This is a genomic window from Streptomyces sp. JLBG701 (assembly GCF_058544905.1).
In genome coordinates, this window is the sequence record NZ_CM178588.1 from 3,973,083 (window position 1) to 3,994,635 (window position 21,553).

15 protein-coding genes are annotated in these 21,553 nt (G+C 70.5%); 4 read left to right on the forward strand and 11 right to left on the reverse strand.

Annotated features, from left to right (window positions below):
* Nucleotides 1-123: 123 nt before the first annotated feature.
* The 4 genes from AC5DRG_RS18225 to AC5DRG_RS18240 all read right to left on the reverse strand — a co-directional run bounded on the left by AC5DRG_RS18225 (nucleotide 124) and on the right by AC5DRG_RS18240 (nucleotide 6,778).
* The gene (locus tag AC5DRG_RS18225; protein WP_491811595.1) at nucleotides 124-4,038 is read right to left on the reverse strand and encodes an Rne/Rng family ribonuclease; all 3,915 of its coding nucleotides are present in this window, start codon (nucleotides 4,036-4,038) and stop codon (nucleotides 124-126) included.
* Nucleotides 4,039-4,330: 292 nt separating this feature from the next.
* Complete coding sequence (locus tag AC5DRG_RS18230; protein ID WP_491811596.1) at nucleotides 4,331-5,089, reverse strand: TIGR03936 family radical SAM-associated protein; 759 nt, start codon at nucleotides 5,087-5,089, stop codon at nucleotides 4,331-4,333.
* 48 nt (nucleotides 5,090-5,137) lie between these two features.
* Nucleotides 5,138-6,229 carry a hypothetical protein gene (locus AC5DRG_RS18235; protein WP_491811597.1) on the reverse strand — a complete coding sequence of 364 codons (1,092 nt, stop codon included), beginning with the start codon at nucleotides 6,227-6,229 and terminating at the stop codon, nucleotides 5,138-5,140.
* A gap of 15 nt (nucleotides 6,230-6,244) precedes the next feature.
* Nucleotides 6,245-6,778, reverse strand: coding sequence for a GNAT family N-acetyltransferase (locus AC5DRG_RS18240; protein ID WP_491811598.1), 534 nt, complete (start codon nucleotides 6,776-6,778; stop codon nucleotides 6,245-6,247).
* 226 nt (nucleotides 6,779-7,004) lie between these two features.
* Here AC5DRG_RS18240 and arsM point away from each other — a divergent pair, with 226 nt between their 5' ends.
* Nucleotides 7,005-7,766, forward strand: a complete 762-nt coding sequence (arsM, locus tag AC5DRG_RS18245) for an arsenite methyltransferase (protein ID WP_491811599.1) — start codon at nucleotides 7,005-7,007, stop codon at nucleotides 7,764-7,766.
* A gap of 2 nt (nucleotides 7,767-7,768) precedes the next feature.
* On the opposite strand, the gene AC5DRG_RS18250 is transcribed toward arsM, so the two are convergent.
* Both AC5DRG_RS18250 and AC5DRG_RS18255 read right to left on the reverse strand, forming a co-directional pair.
* Complete coding sequence (locus tag AC5DRG_RS18250; protein ID WP_491811600.1) at nucleotides 7,769-8,923, reverse strand: M20 family metallopeptidase; 1,155 nt, start codon at nucleotides 8,921-8,923, stop codon at nucleotides 7,769-7,771.
* Between the two features lie 27 nt (nucleotides 8,924-8,950).
* On the reverse strand, nucleotides 8,951-10,504 hold the full coding sequence (locus tag AC5DRG_RS18255; protein ID WP_491811601.1) for an AbgT family transporter: 1,554 nt from the start codon (nucleotides 10,502-10,504) through the stop codon (nucleotides 8,951-8,953).
* A 113-nt stretch (nucleotides 10,505-10,617) separates the two neighbouring features.
* Between AC5DRG_RS18255 and AC5DRG_RS18260 the strand changes: the two genes are divergently transcribed.
* From AC5DRG_RS18260 to AC5DRG_RS18270, 3 genes are read left to right on the forward strand one after another with little or no spacing between them, the layout of a single operon-like run.
* Nucleotides 10,618-11,643 carry an Lrp/AsnC family transcriptional regulator gene (locus AC5DRG_RS18260; protein ID WP_491811602.1) on the forward strand — a complete coding sequence of 342 codons (1,026 nt, stop codon included), beginning with the start codon at nucleotides 10,618-10,620 and terminating at the stop codon, nucleotides 11,641-11,643.
* Nucleotides 11,640-13,034, forward strand: coding sequence for a M20 family metallopeptidase (locus AC5DRG_RS18265; protein WP_491811603.1), 1,395 nt, complete (start codon nucleotides 11,640-11,642; stop codon nucleotides 13,032-13,034). Before AC5DRG_RS18260 ends, AC5DRG_RS18265 begins: the two co-directional genes overlap by 4 nt.
* A complete protein-coding gene (locus tag AC5DRG_RS18270) occupies nucleotides 13,031-13,615 on the forward strand; it encodes a TerD family protein (protein WP_491811604.1) in 585 nt (194 codons plus the stop codon). Before AC5DRG_RS18265 ends, AC5DRG_RS18270 begins: the two co-directional genes overlap by 4 nt.
* 48 nt (nucleotides 13,616-13,663) lie before the next feature.
* On the opposite strand, the gene AC5DRG_RS18275 is transcribed toward AC5DRG_RS18270, so the two are convergent.
* The 5 genes from AC5DRG_RS18275 to mreD form a co-directional block, all read right to left on the reverse strand.
* Nucleotides 13,664-15,631 (reverse strand): TIGR03960 family B12-binding radical SAM protein, encoded by a 1,968-nt coding sequence (locus tag AC5DRG_RS18275; protein WP_491811605.1) that lies wholly within the window; start codon nucleotides 15,629-15,631, stop codon nucleotides 13,664-13,666.
* A 60-nt stretch (nucleotides 15,632-15,691) separates the two neighbouring features.
* On the reverse strand, nucleotides 15,692-17,203 hold the full coding sequence (locus AC5DRG_RS18280; protein ID WP_491811606.1) for a CYTH and CHAD domain-containing protein: 1,512 nt from the start codon (nucleotides 17,201-17,203) through the stop codon (nucleotides 15,692-15,694).
* A gap of 86 nt (nucleotides 17,204-17,289) precedes the next feature.
* A complete protein-coding gene (gene rodA, locus AC5DRG_RS18285; RefSeq protein WP_491811607.1) occupies nucleotides 17,290-18,486 on the reverse strand; it encodes a rod shape-determining protein RodA in 1,197 nt (398 codons plus the stop codon).
* Nucleotides 18,483-20,768 carry a penicillin-binding protein 2 gene (gene mrdA, locus AC5DRG_RS18290; RefSeq protein ID WP_491811608.1) on the reverse strand — a complete coding sequence of 762 codons (2,286 nt, stop codon included), beginning with the start codon at nucleotides 20,766-20,768 and terminating at the stop codon, nucleotides 18,483-18,485. Before mrdA ends, rodA begins: the two co-directional genes overlap by 4 nt.
* Before the next feature lie 101 nt (nucleotides 20,769-20,869).
* Nucleotides 20,870-21,550 (reverse strand): rod shape-determining protein MreD, encoded by a 681-nt coding sequence (mreD, locus tag AC5DRG_RS18295; RefSeq protein ID WP_491811609.1) that lies wholly within the window; start codon nucleotides 21,548-21,550, stop codon nucleotides 20,870-20,872.
* Between the last annotated feature and the right edge of the window lie 3 nt (nucleotides 21,551-21,553).

A 21,553-nucleotide genomic window follows, 5' to 3' on the forward strand; every position in this document is an offset into this window, starting at 1 on the left:
GACCGCTATTCACACGCAGTTCACCTGCTCCAACGGTGTGGATTCGGTAAGCGACGCGGAACGGCGGTGGCCCGCCCGGTTCGCACCGAGCGGGCCACCGCCGTTCATCACTTCCGGAGTCGATCAGCCTTCCGTGGCCGCCGAGACCGTCGACTGTTCCTGCTGCTCGGCCGCCGCCGTCTTCTTCTTCGTCGCCGCCTTCTTGGCGGTCGTCTTCTTCGCGGCGGTCTTCTTGGCGGCCGTCTTGCTCGCCGCGGTCTTCTTGGTGGCGGCCTTCTTCGCCGTCGCCTTCTTGGCCGTCTTGCGGGCGGCCGTCTTCTTGGCGGCCGGAGCCGCTTCCTCGGCCTCGGGCTCGGGCTCGGCCGTGGCCGACGGGACGACCACGACGGCCATCTCCTCGGACGCGGTGGGCGCGGTCTCCTTGCGGACGGCGCGACGCCGTGGCCGGGCCGGAGCGGCGCTCTCGACGGGCGCCTCGGGCTCCGCGACGGCCGGAGCCTCCACGGGCGCCGGCTCGCTGACCGTCACCACGACCTCCTCGGCCGTGGCCGACGCGGGCGAACCGGCCGGCGCGGACACCTTCCGGGTCGCACGACGACGCGTACGGCCCTTGGGCGCGGCCTCGTCCGAAACCGGAGCCGCGGCAGCCGGAGCCTCCGCGACCGGCGCCTCGACGACCGGGTCCTCGACGGCGACGGGCTCGGCGTGCGCGACGACGGCGGACTCCACCATCGGACGCTCCTCGCCCCGGGGCGCACCCGCCGGAGCCGAAGCCCGACGGCTCGACCGGCGCCGCGAACGCCCACGTGTGGCGGCGGCCTCCGCCTCGGCGGCGCTGCTGTACAACTCCTCGTCGGGCTCGAAGACGGGCTCGGTCAGCGCGAGGGGCTCGGCGACCTCGGCGGCGAGCTCGGCCTCGGTCTCGATCTCCTCGGCCACGTCCGCGGCACTCTCGTGCTCGTGCGTTTGCTCGGCACCGCCACGCCCGCGCTTCTTGCGCTTGCCGCCGCCACCGGCGGAGGTCGGCTGCTCCATGTGCACGATGACGCCGCGACCGTTGCAGTGGACGCAGGTCTCGGAGAAGGACTCCAGGAGACCCTGGCCGACCCGCTTGCGGGTCATCTGGACGAGGCCCAGCGAGGTGACCTCGGCAACCTGGTGCTTCGTACGGTCCCGGCCCAGGCACTCAAGGAGGCGCCGCAGCACCAGGTCCCGGTTGGACTCGAGGACCATGTCGATGAAGTCGATGACGACGATGCCGCCCAGGTCGCGCAGCCGCAGCTGGCGCACGATCTCCTCGGCCGCCTCCAGGTTGTTCCTGGTCACGGTCTCTTCGAGGTTGCCGCCCTGGCCGGTGAACTTACCGGTGTTGACGTCGACGACGATCATCGCCTCGGTCTTGTCGATCACCAGCGAGCCACCGCTGGGCAGCCACACCTTGCGGTCCAGCGCCTTTGCGAGCTGCTCGTCGATCCGGTACGTCGCGAAGACGTCGACCTCGGACGTCCAGCGGGACAGCCGCTCGGCCAGGTCGGGCGCGACGTGGGAGACGTACCCGTGGATGGTCTCCCAGGCCTCGTCACCGCTGACGATGACCTTGGTGAAGTCCTCGTTGAAGATGTCTCGGACGACCCGGACGGTCATGTCCGGCTCGCCGTAGAGCAGCGTCGGGGCGTTGCCGCTCTTCGTCTTCTTCTGGATGTCCTCCCACTGCGCCTGCAGTCGCTCGACATCGCGGCGCAGCTCGTCCTCGCTCGCGCCCTCGGCGGCGGTGCGCACGATGACGCCCGCGTCCTCGGGGACGATCTTCTTGAGGATGGTCTTCAGCCGGGCCCGCTCGGTGTCGGGCAGCTTGCGGCTGATGCCGGTCATCGAGCCCTCGGGGACGTACACGAGGTAGCGCCCGGGGAGGGAGACCTGGCTGGTGAGCCGCGCGCCCTTGTGCCCGATCGGGTCCTTGGTGACCTGGACGAGCACCGACTGGCCCGACTTCAGCGCGGACTCGATGCGCCGCGGCCCGTTGGCCATGCCGAGCGCCTCGAAGTTCACTTCACCGGCGTAGAGAACGGCGTTGCGCCCCTTGCCGATGTCGATGAACGCGGCCTCCATGCTCGGCAGCACGTTCTGGACCTTGCCCAGGTACACGTTGCCGACGTACGAGGTCGACTGCTCCTTGTTGACGTAGTGCTCGACGAGCACGCCGTCCTCCAGGACGCCGATCTGCGTACGGTCGCCGTACTGCCTGACGACCATCACCCGCTCGACGGCCTCACGACGGGCCAGGAACTCGGCCTCGGTGATGATCGGAACGCGTCGGCGCCCCTGCTCACGGCCTTCCCGGCGGCGCTGCTTCTTGGCCTCCAGGCGGGTCGAGCCCTTGATGGACTGCACCTCGTCGCTCGGGTGCTCGTCCTTCTTGGCCGGACGCGGCTCGCGGACCTTGACGACGGTGCGCTCGGGGTCGTCGGCCGTCGCGTCGCCCTCGGTACCGGAGTCACCGGCACGACGGCGACGACGGCGCCGGCGACGGCTGCTGCTGGAGCCGGAACCGCCCGACTCCTCACGCCCCTCGTCGTCCTCGGCGTCTTCCTCGACCTGCTCGGCGGTGTCCTCGGCATCCTGCTCGGCCTGCTCGACGGCAAGCTCGTCGCCGTCCTCGGCCTCGTACTCACCGGCGGACTCGGCGGTCTCACCCCGACGACGGCGACGCCCACCACGACGACGCCGACGACGCGACCCGGTCTCCTCCCCGTCCTCACCGTCGACGGCGTCCTCGACTTCCTCGGACTCGTCTTCTTCTACGACGGTCTCGGCGACCGGGGCGGCAGCCTCGGGTTCCTCGACGAAGGCGGCACCCCGGCGACGGCGACGACGCCGCCCCCCGGTCTCCTCCTCGACGGGCTCGGGAGCCTCTACCACGGCCGCTGCGGCCTCGGCAGGCTCCTCGACAACCTCCGCCGCCTGGGCGGCAGCGGCAGCGGCGGCCCGCTCCGGCGTCTGGAACATCGGCTCGGTGAAGACGGGCGCCTGGAACACGGCGACCGCGGGCCGGGCGGGCTTACGCGGCCCATCGGCCTCGTCACCGCTCTTCGGCGCGGGCGCGGAGAACCCACCGGCGGCCTGCCGCACGGCCCGCCGCCGCGCACGCCGCGGAGCGGCACCCTCGACGGGCGCTTCGTCGGCCTTCGTCTCTACGACCGTCTCGGCGGCCTCGGTCTCGTTCTCGTCGGTCGGTTCGGCGGCCACGGGGGCCTCCTCGCTGGCGGGGGTCGCGGTGGGCGCGGCGACACGGCGCGTGGCACGGCGGCGGCTACGACGCGGGGCGGCGTCCTCGGTGACCTCATCGGCCTCGACCGGCGTCTCGGCGGCCTCTTCGACGACCGGCGCGGTCTCCACGACCTCGGCGGCAGCAGGGGCCCCGGCGGGCGCGGACGCACGACGGGCCACACGACGCCGGGAACGCCCGGCGGGCGCGGCGTCCTCGGTGACGGCGGGGGCCTCGGCAGCGACGGAGGGCTCGGTGACGGCGGGGGTCTCGACGACCTCAGCCGGCTCCACAGCCGGTTCCACGACCTCGGCGGCGGCCGGAGCCACGGCGGGCGCGGACACCCGGCGCGTGGCGCGACGGCGGGTACGAGGGGGAGCGGCCTCCTCCACGGACTCTTCGGCCTCTTCGGCCTCGTCCACGGACTCTTCGGCGGCAGGCACGACGGTCTCGGCGGCCTCGACCGGCGCGGGAGCCCCGGCAGGCGCGGAGGCACGGCGGGTGGCCCGGCGTCGCGTACGAGCGGCGGGCGCGGCCTCCTCGGCCTCGACCTTCTCGTCGGTCTCGGCCTTCTCCTCCGCCACATCGGCAACGGAGTCGGCGAGGTCGGCGGAATCGGCGGCCGGTATGGCCGGCGCGGTCGTCTCGGCCGCGGTGTCGGCGACCGGCGGGCCCGCCGGTCGGGAAGCGGCCCTGCGCCGACGACGCGGCGGCAGGGTGTCGCTGGGGGTGTTGAGTTCGGAACCCTCGGTGGGTTCGGTCGGCTCGAGCATGCGGGCGTTTCTCCCGTCAGGCTCCCGGGCGCCGCACCTGGTCCGGCTGTGATGCCGGTGACGTCCGCGGCTCGCGCGTTGCGCGGTGCCGCCGTCCGGGGCGCGGGCGCCGCACGGGAGCTCTCTGTGTCCTGTCTCGCCGGTTCCGTACGCCCATATGCGGACGGCCTGGCGAAAGTCTTGTGGTGGTCGCGCTGCCCGACCCAGGTGGCTCCCGGATACGAGGGCGGCGCTACGACGTCCGTCCCTACGCGGGACCTTCCTTACGCCGACGCCTTCGCGGCGGCAGACGTCAGGCCGAAACTGGGGCCTTGTCTGCCTCGCGGTCGGGCGCGAGCGGGTCGGTCACCGTGCCGGTCTCTTCATCGAACAGCCCCTGCGCCAGCCTGGTCACCGCTGCGGGGACCGGCGGCGCCAGGTCGGCCACGGCGCGGAGACCGGACAGGACGTCGTCGGGTCGTACGGCAGGCGTCACGTGCCGAACAACCAGGCGCAGTATCGCACAGGGCTGGTCGATAGGCCTATCAGCCTGTGGACTGTGCGTCTCATAACTGGATTCAAGACTGGCTTCAAGGCTTGCTACTGCGGGGCGGGCGTCGAAGGTGCGCATGCCGTTCTTGGCCATGCGCTGGACCTCTACGCTTTCGGCCGCGTTGAATGCGGCCACCGCGCGCTCGGCGTCCTCGGGCGCCACCCCGACCAGCCGCAGCTCCCAGACGGAAGCGGTGAGCCGGTCGGCGAGCCCCGAGGTCCGGGCCTCGACCGCGTCGACGATGTCGAGCCCGGTGGGCAGCGACTCGTCGAGCAGCTCGCGCAGCTTTTCGGGATCGCGCGCTTCGGTGAGCGCGATCTCCAGATACTCCGCCTCACTGCCCGTGCCGGTGGGTGCGGCATTGGCGTACGACACCTTCGGATGCGGCGTGAACCCCGCCGAGTACGCCATCGGCACCTCGGCGCGGCGCAGCGCACGCTCGAAGGCGCGCTGGAAGTCACGGTGGCTGGTGAACCGGAGGCGGCCGCGCTTGGTGTAGCGCAGTCGGATGCGCTGCACCGCGGGTGCGGGCGGCGGGCCTTCGGGCTGTCGCTTGCCCAGTGTCGTTCAGTCCTTCGTGAGAGCGGTCGTACTACTACCAAGAGTACGTGTCTCGACGCCCACAGGTTCCCGTCGCTCCACCGCCTCCGGCTGCCGCGGCTCCCCGAAGACCATCCGCCGGAAGTCGGCACGCGCCTGCCGGGCGGACTCACGCGCGGCGGCCAGAGCCTGCCGCGTCACCCGCCCCACACCGCGCAGGGCCTCGGCGACGGGCTTGAGCACCGCATCCCGTACGACATGCCCGACCGGCGTGAGCACGCGCGCGTACACCCACCGCACGGGCTCCACGAAGATCCACCGGAAGAGGGTCCCGAGGAACCTTCCGACGACGAGCGAGATCCGCCCGGCGACCCGCCAGGCATGCCCGATCGCGTCCCACACTTCCCGCCCCACAACGGCAAGGACCCGCCCGACCGGCACGAGCACCCAGCGCCACAGGGCGAGGGCGGGCAGGACGACCAGGACACGGGTCGTCCAGTACAGGGCCGCTCCGATCCCGGTGACGATGACGTTCCCGATCCAGGCGATCGCGCGTCCGACGGGCGCGAGGACCCACTCGTACAGCCACAGCGCGGGTACGACGAGGAGATACCGCCCCAGCCAGGCCAAGGCGGTGTACACCCCGATCCCGACGGCGGCGAACACGGCCCCGACGCCCTTCAGCACCCACACGACCGCGTGCCCGACCGGAGTGAGCACGCGCGCGTACACCCACGTGAACCCGGCGGCAAGTCCTCGCCCGACCCAGGCGACGGCGTGTCCGAGGGGTGTGAGGACGTGACGGTAGAGCCAGCCGAGAGGTACGACGACGAGCAGATTCCCCAGCCAGACGAGCCCCTTGCCGACGGGGACGACGACGTACCGCCACAGCCCCACCACCGGCCACACGAATACGGCACGCCCGATCCACAGCAGAGCGCGCCCGAGCGGCCTGAACACGGTGTCGTTCAGAAACCGCCAGGCGACGACAAGCCCGTCCCACACCATCCGCACCGGCACGACCAGCACAAGCACCACGATCCGCACAGGGATGCGAATCGCGACGACGAGACACCCTTCGGGGTTCTGCTGCTGCGGGGCCGGCTTCTCGAGGTCCATACAGACGAGGACGCCTCAGCGCCCCGTCCGGATCCAGAAACGCAGCTTTCCACCCCGCTGATCCTCGAATTCCCCGCGATTGGCTTCGATCACCTTGCGGGAGGCGGTGTTGGTGACATCGCAGGTGACCAGGACGCGGTCGAGGCCGAGAGCGCGGGCGTGCGGCAGGACGTCCCGGAGCATGGCGGTCGCGTGGCCCTTGCGGCGGGCGGAGGGCCGGATGCCGTACCCGATGTGACCGCCGTAGTCGCGGAGGGAGTCCGTGAGGCGGTGGCGGATCTGGATTCGACCGAGGTAGAGGTCACCGTCGACGTACCAGTACCAACTGGCGGGCACGAAGCCCTCGGGCCGTCGCCCCTCCTCCAGTTCCTCCTCGCGTACGGCGGCCACGTACCGTGCGAACCCGTCCGGCTCGTGCCAGCTGCCGCCGTACGTCCGCAGCTCCCGCGTGAGGGCGTCGCTGAAGGCCTCTCCTTCGGCCACGTTCTCCCCCACGGCCTCCAGGAACGAGGCACGGAACCGGACATGAGGCGGCGTCAGCTGCGGCATCGCCCCAGTGTGGCGCGACGGGCCGGAGCCCGGCCACGGAGTTTCGTCAGCCGTGCAGCTCCGCCGGCAACCCCCGCACCCCATCGTGATGATCACGGTGCCGCCCCAGCACCACCAGCTCTTGTTTCGATACATTTCTATATTGACAGCCGTCGATCAAAGACGCAAGCTTGCATCAACAAACCTCAATACAGGCAGCTCAGCTAGATCATCCGAGGAGTCAGCCATGCCTGATCAGCCCACCGACCCGCGCGAAACCGTCCGCCGCCGCTATGCGGCAGCCGCACTCCAGGTCATCGAAGGCGGAACGTCCTGCTGCGGCCCCCAGCCGATGGACGCGGTGGAGACCGACGACAACTTCGGCCCGGCCCTCTACACCGCCGACGACCACGACGCACTGCCCGCCGAGGCGGTCGCCGCCTCACTCGGCTGCGGCAACCCCACCGCCGTAGCCGATCTCCACGAGGGCGACCACGTCCTCGACCTCGGTTCCGGCGGCGGCATCGACGTCCTGCTCTCCGCTCGCCGCGTAGGCCCCACGGGCAAGGCCTACGGCCTGGACATGACCGAGGAGATGCTGGCCCTGGCCCTGACCAACGCGAGGAAGGCGGGCGCGCGGAACGTCGAGTTCCTCAAGGGCACGATCGAGTCCATCCCCCTGCCCGCGAACAGCATCGACGTGGTCATCTCCAACTGCGTGATCAACCTGTCCACGGACAAGCGGGCCGTCTTCACGGAGACGTTCCGCGTCCTACGCCCCGGCGGCCGCCTGGGCGTCTCCGACATCGTCGCCGAAGACACCCTCACCCCCGCCCAACGAGCGGCACGCGGCGACTACGTCGGCTGCATCGCCGGCGCTCTCTCCTTCACGGAGTACCGAGAGGGCCTGACCGAGGCGGGCTTCACCGACATCGAACTCATCCCGACCCACCCGGTGGCCGACGCCATGCACTCGACGACCATCCGGGCGACCAAGCCCCGGCCATAGCCCTACGTCGCGCACCCCGTCAGCAGCCCCGCGATCAGCGCCGTACGCGAAGGCATGTGGTCCAGCAGGACGTGCTCGTGGCGGGCGTGGGCACCGTCCCCCACCGCGCCGAGGCCGTCGAGGACCGGGCGGCCCAGGGCGGCGACGAAGTTGCCGTCGCTCGCTCCGCCGACGGCGGTCTCGCGGGCCGTCCAGCCCAGGTCGGCGGCGATCGCCTGCGCCTGCTTGAAGAGCAGGTCCGAGGCCGGGTTGGGCACCATCGGCGGCCGGGCCCAGCCGCCGGTGAGCGTGACCTTCACCCGGGGGTCGGAGGGCGTCAGCGCGGCCAGGGCGGCGTCGATGCGGGCCGTCTCGGCGGGGACGGCGATGCGTACGTCGATGCCGCAGCGGGCCTGTCCGGCCACGACGTTGCGTCCCGTACCGCCGCTGATCACACCGACGTTGACCGAGGTGCCGAGTGCCGGGTCGGCCAACGCGACGACCTGCGTGACGAGTTCCGCGAGGGCGTGGACCGCGCTCGCGCCCCGCTCCGGTTCGAGACCGGCGTGGGCCTCCACCCCGTCCACCGTCAACTCGAAGATGCCGCCGCCCTTGCGGGAGGTCTTCAGCGCCCCCTCGGGCCCGGCCGACGCCTCGCACACCAGCGCGGCCGCCATGTCCTCGCTCAACCGCTCGACGTGCGGCCGGGATGCGGGGCTGCCGATCTCCTCGTCGCCGTTGAGGAACAGCCGTACGGCGGGGCGCGGCAGGTCCAGTTCACGCAGCAGCCGCAGCGCCCAAACCGCCTGCACCAGGCCGCACTTCATGTCGAACACGCCCGGCCCGCTCGCCCGGCCCTCGTCGGTGACCCGGAACGGCCACTCGGCGAGGGTGCCGGCCGGCCACACCGTGTCGTAGTGGCACAGCACCAGGACCGTCGCGGGCGAGGTGCCCTCGTACAGCAGCTCCAGCATGTCGCCGTGCGGGCCGCCGTCGTGGTGCCGCCACTCGTCGGGCGGGCCGAGCCGTCGGCGGGTCCACGCCTCGATCGCGGTGAGGCCGGCGGTGAGCAACTCCTTGTCGTTGCTGGGGGTTTCGAGTTCGACCAGCGTGCGCAGGTCGTCGGTCATCTCGGGCAGGGCGGTTCGGGCCAGGGACTCGATGTGCTGCAGGGACATGTGCGGCTCTCCTCGTCGATACGTCGGTCAGCGGACGGGCACCCCGGGCCCCAGCGGGATGCCCAGCGCCCACCAGGCGTAGAAGAACAGCGTCCAGGCGACCAGCATGGTCAGGCACAGCGGCAGGGTCAGGGACAGCAGGGTGCCGATGCCGGCCGAGCGGCGGTAGCGCTGGATCACGCCCAGGGTCATGACGAAGTAGGCGCTCATCGGGGTCATCGCGTTGGTGCAGGAGTCGGCGATCCGGTACACCGCCTGCGTCACCTCCGGCGAGATGTCCAGGAGCATGAACATCGGCACGAACACCGGTCCGACCAGGGCCCATTGGGCGGATCCGCTGGTGACGAGCAGGTTGATGCAGGTGCACACCGCCAGGACGCCGAGGAAGGCCACCGGCCCGGTGATACCGGCCGACTTGAGCAGGTCGGCGCCCCGGATCGCCATGACCTCGCCGACGCCGGTCCACTTGAAGTACGCCAGGAACTGCGAGATCGCGAAGAACAGCACCAGGATCGGCGCCATCTCGCGCAGCCCCTTCGCCATGTGGTCCGGGATGTCCCGGCCGGTGCGCACGGTGCCGACAACCTTGCCGTACACCGCGCCGACGATCAGGAACGCCACCGCGAGCACGACCGCGATGCCGGTGAGCACGGGCGACTGCACGATGCTGCCGCCCTCGCCCCGCAGCGGGGATCCGGACGGGATCATCGCCGCCACGATCACGGCGGCGTAGATGAGCAGGGCGAGGCCCGCGCGACGCAGCCCTCGCCGCTCGTCGTCGCGCAGGGTCAGCCCTTCGGCGGCCTCCTCCGAGGCGTCGTCCTCCTCCGGCATCGCCGCCACCCGCCGCGCGATGACCTTCTCGGTGACGACGGTGACGACGACGGCCAGCACCAGCGAAGAGCCGAGCGAGAAGAAGTAGTTGGAGAGAGGAGTGACCACATACCCCGGGTCGACGGTCTGCGCGGCTGCTGTGGTGAGCCCGGACAGCACCGCGTCCGTCGGCGTGACCAGCGGACTCGCGTCATATCCGGCGGACACCGACACGAACGCCACCACGGCGCCCAGCATCGGGCTGCGCCCCACGGCCCTGAACGCCATCGCGCCGAGCGGGACCAGCACGACGTACGCGGCGTCGGAGGCGACGTGCGCGACCATCGCGCTGAAGGCGAGCGTGAACGTCAGCCAGCGCGCCGGCACCCGGGCGACGGCGGCCCGCAGCATCGCCGGGAGCAGCCCGGCCCGGTCGGCGACGGCCACGCCCAGCATGACGACGAGGATCGTGCCGAGCGGCGGGAAGGTGGCGTAGTTGGTGACCGCGTCGCCGATCATCATCCGCAGCCCCTCGCCGGAGACGAGGCTGTGGACGGTCACGGTCTCGTCGGTGGCGGGGTTCAGCGCGGAGACGTCGGCGGCGGACAACGCCCAGCTGGCGAGCGCGAGTACGACGCTGAGCACCCCGAACAACCAGAAGGGATGCGGCAGTTTGTTGCCCATGTGCTCGATCCGCATGAGCACGGAGAGCAGTCGGGAGAGCGGCTTCGAAGGGGCGGGGGATGGCGGGGAGGAAGTGGCGGTCACCTCCCCATTGACAACCCGAGCGGTGAGATCATGCAAGTAAAATGCTTGTTGCGCTCATATCGTTCTCGTGAAGCCGCTGGTTGACGGATTCGTTCTGTGAATGGATGTACGACATGGACACTCTGGACGACGACGATCTCGACCTGGTCGCCGCGCTCCAGCACGCCCCACGGGCCCCGCTGAGCCTGCTGGCGGAGGTGCTGGGCGTCTCGGCGAGCACCGCGGGGCGCCGGCTGGCCCGGCTGGAGTCCGAGCGGCTGCTGCGGGTGATCGGCCAGCTCGCCTGGTCGGTGTCCGGCGAGGGCCATCCGTGGCAGGTCTGGGTGACCGCGGAACCCGGCCGGGCGACCGAGGTGGCCCGCCGCCTCGCCGACCTGCCGGGGACGAGCCATGTCGCGGTCACCGCCGGGCAGTCGGACGTCTACTGCTCCGTCCAACCCGCCCTCCGCGACCAGACCACCGAGCTGCTGACCCGGACCATTCCGGCCACCCCCGGCGTCCGCTCCGCCCGCTCCGAACTCGTCCTCTCGGCCACCACCAAGTCCGACTCCTGGCGCCTGCCCCGCCTGTCCGAGGCCCAGGTACGACGCCTCACCGAACACGCGGCCCAGGACGCGGCAGTGGACACCCCGGCCCGCCACGCCACGCTCACCGACGACGAACTCCGCACCCTCCGCCTGCTCGCCGCCGACGGCCGTATCACCGCCGCCCAGGTCTCCCGCGAGCTCGGCATCGGCCAGTCCACCGCCTACCGCATCACCCAGTCCCTCCTCCAACGCGGCCTGGTCCGCCCCCGCGTGGAGATCGAACCCGGCCTGCTCGGCTACGCCCTTGAAGTCGCGATCACCCTGACGGTCACCCCCAGCGCGATGAGCGAGGTGGCCCACGTACTCGCCCGGCACCCCTCCGCCCGCTACGTGGTCACCACAGCGGGCACCGCCGGCGTGATCCACCACGGCGTCTTCCGCGACGAGGAGGGCCTCGCCGAGTTCCTCACCCGGGACCTGGCAGACCTGCCCGGGGTGACGTCCTTCGACGTCTCCGTCCTCTTGGACGCGCTACGACGGCACTGGCTGGACCGCGAGGACGGCCGCCTGGCCACCCACGACAAGCCGGAGAACGGGGACGACGAGGCATGACGACACGCGAGACCGCCATCGACCGGGCCACCGCCTACTACGACTCCGGCGCCTTCCTGACCGACCTGCGCCGCCGGGTCGCGATGCCGACGGAGAGCCGGCCCCCCACGGACACGGCCCGCCTCCACGCGTACTTGCAGGACGAACTCGCCCCGGCCGCACGCCGTTTGGGAGGGACGGTCCGCATCCTCGACAACCCGGTCCCGGGGGCCGGCCCCTTCCTCCTCGCCCACCGCCACGAGGCGGACGATGCGCCCACCGTCCTGGTCTACGGCCACGGTGACGTCGTCCCCGGCCAGGAGGGCCGCTGGCGCGCGGGCCTGTCCCCTTGGGACCTGGTGGTCGAGGGCGACCGCCTCTACGGCCGCGGCACGGCGGACAACAAGGGCCAGCACACCGTCAACCTGGCAGCGCTGGAACAGGTGTTGGCGGCCCGGGACGGCAGGCTCGGCTTCAACCTCAAGCTGCTGATAGAGACAGGCGAGGAGTCCGGCTCCCCGGGCCTGCACAAGTTCTGCCGCCGTATGAAGGACGACCTGACGGCAGACGTCCTCATCGCCTCCGACGGCCCCCGCCTCGCCGCCGACCGCCCCACCCTCTTCCTCGGCTCGCGCGGCGCCGCCAACTTCCGCCTGAGCGTGCCCCTGCGCGACGGCGCCCACCACTCCGGCAACTGGGGCGGCGCACTGCGCAACCCGGCGACGGTGCTGGCAGCGGCTGTGACGACCCTGGTCGACGCCCAGGGCCGCATCCTCGTCGAAGGCCTACGACCGCCCGCGATCCCCGAGCCGGTGCGGGCGGCCCTCGCGGACCTGACGGTCGGCGGCGGCGAGGCGGACCCCACGGTCGACACGGACTGGGGCGAGCCGGGCCTCACCACCGCCGAGCGAGTCTTCGCCTGGAACACCCTGGAGGTCCTGGCCCTGTCCGCCGGGGACCCGGCCAAGCCGGTGGGCGCGATCCCGGGCACGGCACACGCGGACGTACAACTCCGTTTCGTGGTGGGCACGGACTGGCGGAACCTGGCGTCGATCGTCCGGGCTCACCTCGACGCACACGGGCTGCGCATGGTCGAGGTCGAGGTCCTCCAGGCGGTCCCGGCAACGCGCCTCGACCCCGACTCCCCCTGGGTCCACTGGGCGAAGGCATCACTCCACCGGACCACCGGCAAAACCCCGGCCATCCTCCCCAACCTCGGCGGCACCCTCCCCAACGACGCCTTCGCGGAGATCCTCGGCCTGCCCACGGTCTGGGTCCCCCACTCCCACCCCTCCTGCGCCCAACACGCCCCGAACGAGCACCTGTTGGGATCGGTGGCCCGGGAGTCCCTGGCCGTCATGGCCGGCCTGTTCTGGGACCTCGGCGAAGATCCAGGCAGTATGTGCGCATGATTACGCTGACGAAGGAAGACGGCCCCGCCGATCTGGACGGGATGACCCACCTGACCATAGGGGTTTCCTGGGACCCCACCGCCGGCAGCAGCGGCGGACTGATCGGCAAGCTCCGCCACAAGTCCGGCACCGACCTCGACCTGATAGCCATCGCCCTGCACGACGCGGACCCGGTGCGCCTGGCAGGCCTCGACTCCCCCGACCCCATCGGCAACAGCTCCCTGCTGCACAGCGGCGACAACCAGACCGGGCACGGGGAGGGCGACGACGAGACGGTCACCGTCCAGTTCGAGAAGATCCCGCCGCACATCACATCGATCGTGTTCGTCGCCGCCGCCTACAAGAAGGGCAGTTCCTTCCAGAAGGCGCGCAACATCAGCTTCAAGGTCTACGACGCCTCCGGCGGCAGCACCCAGCAGGTCGCCGACATCTGGCCCAGCATGCTCACCACGGACAACGGCTGCGCCGTCGCCAAGGCCGTCCGCACCGGCACCACCTGGAAGCTCGAAGTCATCAACGTGACCGGCAAGATCAAGCAGGGCGACGAAATGGCCCTGATGCGCTTCGCGGCCAGCAAGTAAACGCCAATGAGCCGGGGCTGCCACCGACGGCAGCCCCGGCCGACCGACTCAGTGACTGTGCCCGCCCCCGGCAGGCTGCTTGACCGTCAACGGCAGCAACTTCTTGCCCGTAGGGCCGATTTGAATGGTCGTGTCCATGGCGGGGCACACCCCACAGTCGAAACAAGGCGTCCACCGGCAGTCCTCGACCTCCGTCTCGTCGAGGGCGTCCTGCCAGTCCTCCCAGAGCCAGTCCTTGTCCAGGCCGGAGTCGAGGTGGTCCCAGGGCAGGACCTCCTCGTAGGTCTTCTCGCGGGTCGTGTACCAGTCGACGTCGACCCCGTACGCCGGCAGCGTCTTCTCCGCGCAGCGCATCCAGCGGTCGTAGGAGAAGTGCTCGCGCCAGCCGTCGAAGCGGCCGCCGTCCTCGTAGACCGCGCGGATCACCGCACCCACCCGCCGGTCGCCCCTCGACAGCAGGCCCTCCACGATGCCCGGCTTGCCGTCGTGGTAGCGGAAGCCGATCGAGCGGCCGTACTTCTTGTCGCCGCGGATCTTGTCCCGGAGCTTGGTGAGGCGCTCGTCCGTCTCCTCAGCCGAGAGCTGCGGGGCCCACTGGAAGGGCGTGTGGGGCTTGGGGACGAAGCCGCCGATCGAGACCGTGCAGCGGATGTCGTTCTGGCCCGAGACCTTGCGGCCCTCGGCGATCACGTTCATCGCCATGTCGGCGATCTGGAGGACGTCCTCGTCGGTCTCCGTGGGCAGGCCGCACATGAAGTACAGCTTCACCTGGCGCCAGCCGTTGCCGTACGCCGTCGACACCGTCCGGATGAGGTCCTCCTCCGACACCATCTTGTTGATGACCTTGCGCATGCGCTCCGAGCCGCCCTCGGGCGCGAAGGTCAGGCCCGACCTCCGCCCATTGCGCGTCAGCTCGTTCGCCAGGTCCACGTTGAAGGCGTCCACGCGGGTGGAGGGGAGGGAGAGGCCGATCTTGTCTTCCTCGTACCTGTCCGCCAGGCCCTTCGCGATGTCGCCGATCTCCGAATGATCGGCGCTCGACAGCGAAAGCAGCCCCACCTCCTCGAAGCCCGTCGCCTTCAGGCCCTTCTCCACCATCTCGCCGATACCCGTGATCGAGCGCTCGCGCACGGGGCGCGTGATCATGCCGGCCTGGCAGAAGCGGCAGCCGCGCGTGCAGCCGCGGAAGATCTCGACGGACATCCGCTCGTGGACCGTCTCCGCGAGAGGGACCAGGGGCTGCTTCGGGTACGGCCACTCGTCCAGGTCCATGACCGTGTGCTTCGACACCCGCCACGGCACACCGCTCTTGTTCGGTACGACACGCGCGATACGGCCGTCCGCCAGGTACTCCACGTCGTAGAACGCCGGGATGTACACCGAACCCGTCTTCGCGAGGCGGAAGAGGACCTCCTCGCGGCCTCCGGGGCGGCCCTCCGCCTTCCACTCGCGGATGATCTCCGTCATGTCGAGCACGGCCTGCTCGCCGTCGCCGATGATCGCCGCGTCGATGAAGTCGGCGATCGGCTCGGGGTTGAAGGCGGCGTGGCCGCCGGCCAGCACGATCGGGTCGTCCAGGCCCCGGTCCTTCGACTCCAGCGGGATGCCCGCCAGGTCGAGCGCCGTCAGCATGTTCGTGTAGCCCAGCTCCGTCGAGAACGACAGGCCGAACACGTCGAAGGCCTTCACCGGGCGGTGGCTGTCCACCGTGAACTGCGGGACCCGGTGCTCGCGCATCAGCGCCTCCAGGTCCGGCCACACGCTGTACGTGCGCTCGGCGAGGACGCCCTGCTGTTCGTTGAGCACCTCGTAGAGGATCATGACGCCCTGGTTGGGCAGGCCGACCTCGTAGGCGTCGGGGTACATGAGCGCCCAGCGGACGTCACAGGTCTCCCACGGCTTGACCGTGGAGTTGAGCTCTCCGCCGACGTACTGGATCGGCTTCTGCACATGCGGGAGCAGAGCTTCGAGCTGCGGGAACACAGACTCAACGGCCTCGGCGGTTTCGGCTGACATCTCGCACTTCCGTGGGCTGACAGGGGGTGGTGCAGGGGTGGCCATCCAGCCTAACGCCCCTCAGACCTCCGCCCCGCCCTTGATCCCCGTCCAGGCCTCGGGCACCTCGGCCTCCACGGCCGCTGCCCGCTGCTCCTCGCGCCCGTACAGCACCCCGTACGTGAAGGAGCTCTCCCCCGCCGCGTGTGCCTGTCCCGCCAGCTCGCGCAGGGCCTCGCGGGTCATCACGCTGTCCTGGTGGTCGCCCAGCAGGGTCTGCAGGGACTTCATCGACTTGACGAGGGCGGACGCGGGGTCACCGAGCGCCGGGGCCGCCGTCTCCGCCGCGTACCTGGTCCGCTTGGCCTTCTTGCGCGCGTTGTGCAGCGCGAGGTCGCGATCGGACCCCGGCTCCAGCTCCACCGCCTGCTCGACCAGTGCGGCCAGCTTGCCGAAGTCCTTCCGTACGGCCTTGGCGATCACCTTGGAGGGCTGCCCGGCGGCCGCTTCGAGGAGCGGCGGGTCCTCGACCAGTGCGTCCAGCGTGCCCAGCAGCTCCAGATACCTCTTTCCGTCCAGTACGGCGATGAGGCGGCGGCGCGATCCCCCGCGTCGGGCGTTCGTCCAGGTGCGCAGACGGCCGCGGACCGGGCCGGAGACCAGCTGGCGGGGCAGGTCGTCCAGGGCGGCGGTGATGCGTTCCGTGAGGACCTCCTGGTCGCGGTCGACGCCCAACTCGCCCGCGAGCCACTTCAGTTCGTCGCCGATCGGGTCGGTCACGGTCCGGTCGAGGACTTTGCCGTACGACCGGAAGGCGCTGCGCATCCGACGGGTGGCGACGCGCATGCTGTGCACGGAGTCGTACTCGTCGCGCCGCACCGCGGGGTCGAGCTCGATGATCGCGTCCCGCTGGGCGCGGACGTATGCGAGGACGTGGTCGCCGGCGGTCACGGGGTCCGCGGGAGCGTTCCCCTTGGTCCCCTTGCGCTTCTTCTTCCCCGCCGTCTCCTCCAGCGCCCGCGCCAGCTTCGACGCCGACGCGGACGGTCGGACGCCCGCCTTGCGTAGTTTCTTCTCGACCTTGTCGAGGAAGTTGGGGTCGGCGTCGTCGGCGAGCTCCACCTCGATCTCGGTCCACTGGGCCTTGCCGGCGCCCCCGGCGAGGCGCTCGGCGCGTACGGCGTCGACGCTGACCTCGGCGAGCAGCGCGCCCTCGGCGTCGACGAGGTGGCGGATGTCGCGGGCGGAGCGGAGCCGGACGACGGGCAGCAGCTCGGCGTCGCGGACGCGGGAGCGGACGAGCCCGGTGAAGGAGCGGGGCACGGTGTCGGAGAGGGGGGCCTGGATCTCGTCGCGCACGTTGCGGGCGACGGGGAACTTCAGGTGCCAGCCCGCGTCGGAGCCGCCGGTGCGGCGGCGCAGGGTGATCGACGCGGCGGCGAGGGCCTCGTCGGCGGTGTCGTAGTAGGTGGCGTCCAGCTCGGCGACACCTTTGTCGATGACGGCTGCGACACCCGCGACGCCGGTGAGGTTCGGAAGACCGCTCTCGTCGGACTCGTACTTACGCTCGATCTCGCGCTTTGTGTCCGCCATGACCCGAATCTAGTTGCAGTCGGTCCGCAACAACAGAGCACACCATGGATGAACCCCAGGGAAACCCGAGGGGACCATGAGGTGACCTATGCCGACATAGGCTTCTGTACCCGAATCGACTGCAACAGACCCACCGCCACCCACACCGCGAACATCGACGAACCGCCGTACGACACGAACGGCAGCGGCAGGCCCGCCACCGGCATGATGCCCAGGGTCATGCCGACGTTCTCGAAGGCCTGGAAGGCGAACCAGGCGATGATCCCGGCGGCGACGATCGTGCCGTAGAGCTCGGTCGTCTCGCGGGCGATGCGGCAGGCGCGCCACAGGACCACGCCGAGCAGGACCAGGATCAGCCCGGCGCCGACGAAGCCCAGTTCCTCGCCCGCGACCGTGAAGACGAAGTCCGTCTGCTGTTCGGGGACGAACTGGCCCGTGGTCTGCGAGCCGTGGAAGAGGCCCGAGCCCGTCAGTCCGCCCGAGCCGATCGCGATACGGGCCTGGTTGGTGTTGTAGCCGACGCCGGCCGGGTCCAGGTTGGGGTTGGCGAAGGCGGCGAAGCGGTTGATCTGGTACTCGTCGAGCACGCCGAGCTGCCACACCGCGACCGCGCCCAGCGCGCCGACGCCGAGCAGGCCGAAGATCCAGCGGTTGGAGGCGCCGGAGGCGAGCAGCACACCGAGGATGATGATCACCATCACCATCACCGACCCGAGGTCGGGCATGAGCAGCACGACCAGGATCGGGACGGTCGCCAGGCCCAGGGCCTGTACCACCGTGCGGTGGTCCGGGTACGCCTTGTCGCCCGCGTCGACGCGGGCCGCGAGCAGCATCGCCATGCCCAGGATGATCGTGATCTTCACGAACTCGGAGGGCTGGAGCGAGAAGCCGCCGCCGACGACGATCCAGGCGTGGGCGCCGTTGATGGTCGCGCCCAGCGGGGTGAGCACCAACAGAACGAGGAACACCGAGAGGCCGTAGAGGATCGGCACGGCCGTGCGCAGGGTGCGGTGGCCGAGCCAGACCGTGCCGATCATCAGGGCGAAGCCGATGCCGGTGTTGAGGAGGTGCCGGAAGAAGAAGTAGTACGGGTCGCCGTTGTTGAGCTCGGTGCGGTTGCGGGTCGCCGAGTAGACGAGGACCGAGCCGATGAGCGACAGGGCGATGGCCGACAGCAGTATCGGCCAGTCGAGGCGCCGGGCCAGCGAGTCACGGGCGAAGAGCCGCGTCCAGCCGGCCCGGTCGGGCCCGTACCCGGAGACGGAGAAGCTGTTGCCGGTCATGTGAGCATCCTCCGGCTTCCCCTCTGACAACTCTGACGATTCCTACGACCGCCGCCCCGCCGTCGCCGTCGGGTGTCGCGGTTGCCTGTCGTGGGCGAGGCCGTGGTCCCCGCCAGCTGCGTCTCGTCCTGCTCGGCGAGGCCCTCCTGGCTGGCCCGCTGCTCCTTGGCCGGGTCCTTGGAGACCTTCGGAGAGATGATCGAGCCGTCCGTCTGGACCTTCGGCAGGCTCTTCTGCGGGGTGGGCAGCAGGGCGTTCTTCTTGTTGATCGTGCCGTCGTCGGAGACGCCGTAGAGCGCGTCGTAGATGTTGCGGACGGCCGGGCCCGAGGCGCCGGAGCCCGTACCACCCTGGGAGATCGTCATGACGACCGTGTAGTCCTTGGTGTACGTGGCGAACCACGACGTCGTCTGCTTGCCGTAGACCTCAGCGGTACCGGTCTTGGCGTGCATCGCGATCTTGTCCTGCGGCCAGCCGACGTCGGCGAACCGCCAGGCGGCGGTGCCCCGGGTGGCGACGCCCGCGAGGGCCTCGTCCATCTCGCTCAGCGTGGCCTTGCTCACGGGCAGCTTGCCGTGCGACTTGGGCTTGATCTCCTGGACGCTCTTGCCGTCGGCGCTGACGATGGCCTTGCCGACCGTCGGGTCGTACAGGGTGCCGCCGTTGGAGATCGCCGCGTAGATCGTGGCCATCTGGATCGGGGTCACGAGGGTGTCGCCCTGGCCGATGGAGTAGTTGATCTCGTCACCGGCGCGCATCTTGTTGCCTTCGAGGCAGTTCTCGTAGGCGATCTGCTCGACGTAACTGCCGTTCTTCTTACCGGTCTTGCACCAGACGTCCTTGTTGGCCTTCCAGTAGTTCTGCTTCCACTGGCGGTCCGGGATCCGGCCGGAGACCTCGTTGGGCAGGTCGATTCCGGTGGTCGAGCCGAGGCCGAACTGGTGGGCGGCCTTGAAGAAGTAGTCCTTGGGCTCGCCCTTCTTCGGGTTGATGCCGCCGTCGCGCTGCCACTCGCTGTGCGCGAGCCGGTAGAAGACGGTGTCGCAGGAGACCTCAAGAGCCCGGCCCAGGTTGATCGGGCCGTAGCCCTGCGACTCGAAGTTCTTGAAGACCTGGCCGCCGACCGAGTAGGAGCTGGAGCAGTCGTAGTTGCCGTCGAAGTCGTAGCCGGCCTCGACGGCGGCGGCCGTGGAGACCACCTTGAAGATCGAGCCGGGCGCCGCCTGACCCTGTATGGCCCGGTTGAGGAGCGGGTAGTTGGAGTCCTTGCCGGTGAGCTTCGTGTAGTCCTTGGCGGAGATGCCGCCGACCCAGGCGTTGGGGTCGTACGACGGGTTGGACGCCATGGCGACGATGCGGCCGGTCTTGGCCTCCATCACGACGACCGCGCCGGAGTCCGCCTTGTAGTTCTCGCCGGTGTTGTCGTCGAACTGCTTGCGGGCTTCCTTCATGGCGTCGTTCAGCTCGTACTCGGCGACCCGCTGGACGCGGGAGTCGATGCTGGTGACGAGGTTGGAGCCGGGCTCGGCGGCGTCGGCCTCGGCCTCGCCGATGACGCGGCCGAGGTTGTCGACCTCGTAGCGGGTGACGCCGGCCTTGCCGCGCAGTTCCTTGTCGTACTCCCGCTCCAGGCCCGAGCGGCCGACCTGGTCAGAGCGCAGGTAGGGCGAGTCGGTGTCCTGGGCCTGGGTGATCTCCTCGTCCGTGACGGGCGAGAGATAGCCGAGGACCTGGGCGGTGTTGGCGCCGCCGGGGGCGGCGTAGCGGCGTACGGCCTCCGGCTCGGCGGTGATGCCGGGGAAGTCCTCGGCGCGCTCGCGGATCTGGAGGGCCTGCTTGGCGGTGGCCTCGTCGGTGATGGGGATGGGCTGGTAGGGCGAGCCGTTCCAGCAGGGCTGCGGCGTCTTGGCGTCGCACAGCCGGACCTTCTCGATGACGTCCTTGGCCTTCATGCCAAGCACGCCGGCCAGCTTGGTGAGGACGGCCTTGCCGTCGTCGGCCATCTTCAGCAGGTCGGTGCGGGAGGCGGAGACCACCAGCCGGGTCTCGTTGTCGGCGATCGGCACACCGCGCGCGTCCAGGATCGAGCCGCGTACGGCGGGCTCGACGACCTGCTGGACGTGGTTGCCGGAGGCCTCCGCCGCGTACTCCTGCCCGTTGCGGATCTGGAGGTACCAGAGGCGGCCGCCGAGGGTGCCCAGGAGGGAGAGGACGAGGATCTGGATGATGATGAGGCGGGTCTGGACCCGTGGGCTCCGACCGGTCTCCGGGATGTTGGTCACTGCTGCTGCCTCCCCCTCTCAGTACGCGTACGAGTGATACGAGTACACGGTCAAGCTGTGGACCCGAAGTCGGGGTCCCGCGACCGTCAATTGGCGTGTGTTCACAGCCGCTTGACCCCCTTGATGCGTCCCGCGCGTGCCGTGCGGACCCGGGAGGCCTTCACCTTCAGTCCGCCGAGGCCGCCGCGCTGGCTGCCGATGCGCAGGCCGGTGCCGGCGGAGAGCCAGCCGGAGGAGATGTCGGTGGATTTCGCGGGGGAGTTGGTCTCGGCGAGCGGGTCGTTCTCCGCGCGCCGGGCCAGGAACATGATGCCGGGGACGACGAACGGGGCGAGCAGCAGGTCGTACAGGGCGGCGCTGAACAGCAGCCCGGCGAGGCCGACATGGCGGGCGGCGGTGTCGCCGACGAGGGCGCCGACGCCGGCGTAGAGCAGGGTCGAGCCGATCGCGGCGCCGACCACGACGAGCATGGGGCCGGTGGCCGACTTGAGGCGGCCGTTCTCGGGCTTGATCAGCCCTGCCAAGTAGCCGATGACGCACAGCACGAGGGCGTAGCGGCCGGCGGCATGGTCGGCGGGCGGGGCGAGGTCGGCGAGGAGACCGGCGCCGAAGCCGACGAGGGCGCCGCCGACATGGCCGTAGACCATGGCGAGGCCCAGGACGGTCAGGAGGAGCAGGTCGGGGACGGCGCCCGGGAGGTGGAGGCGGGCCAGGACGCTCACCTGGAGGACCAGGGCGACGACTACCAGCGTGGTGGAGAGCAGGATCCGGTTGAAGCGCATGGG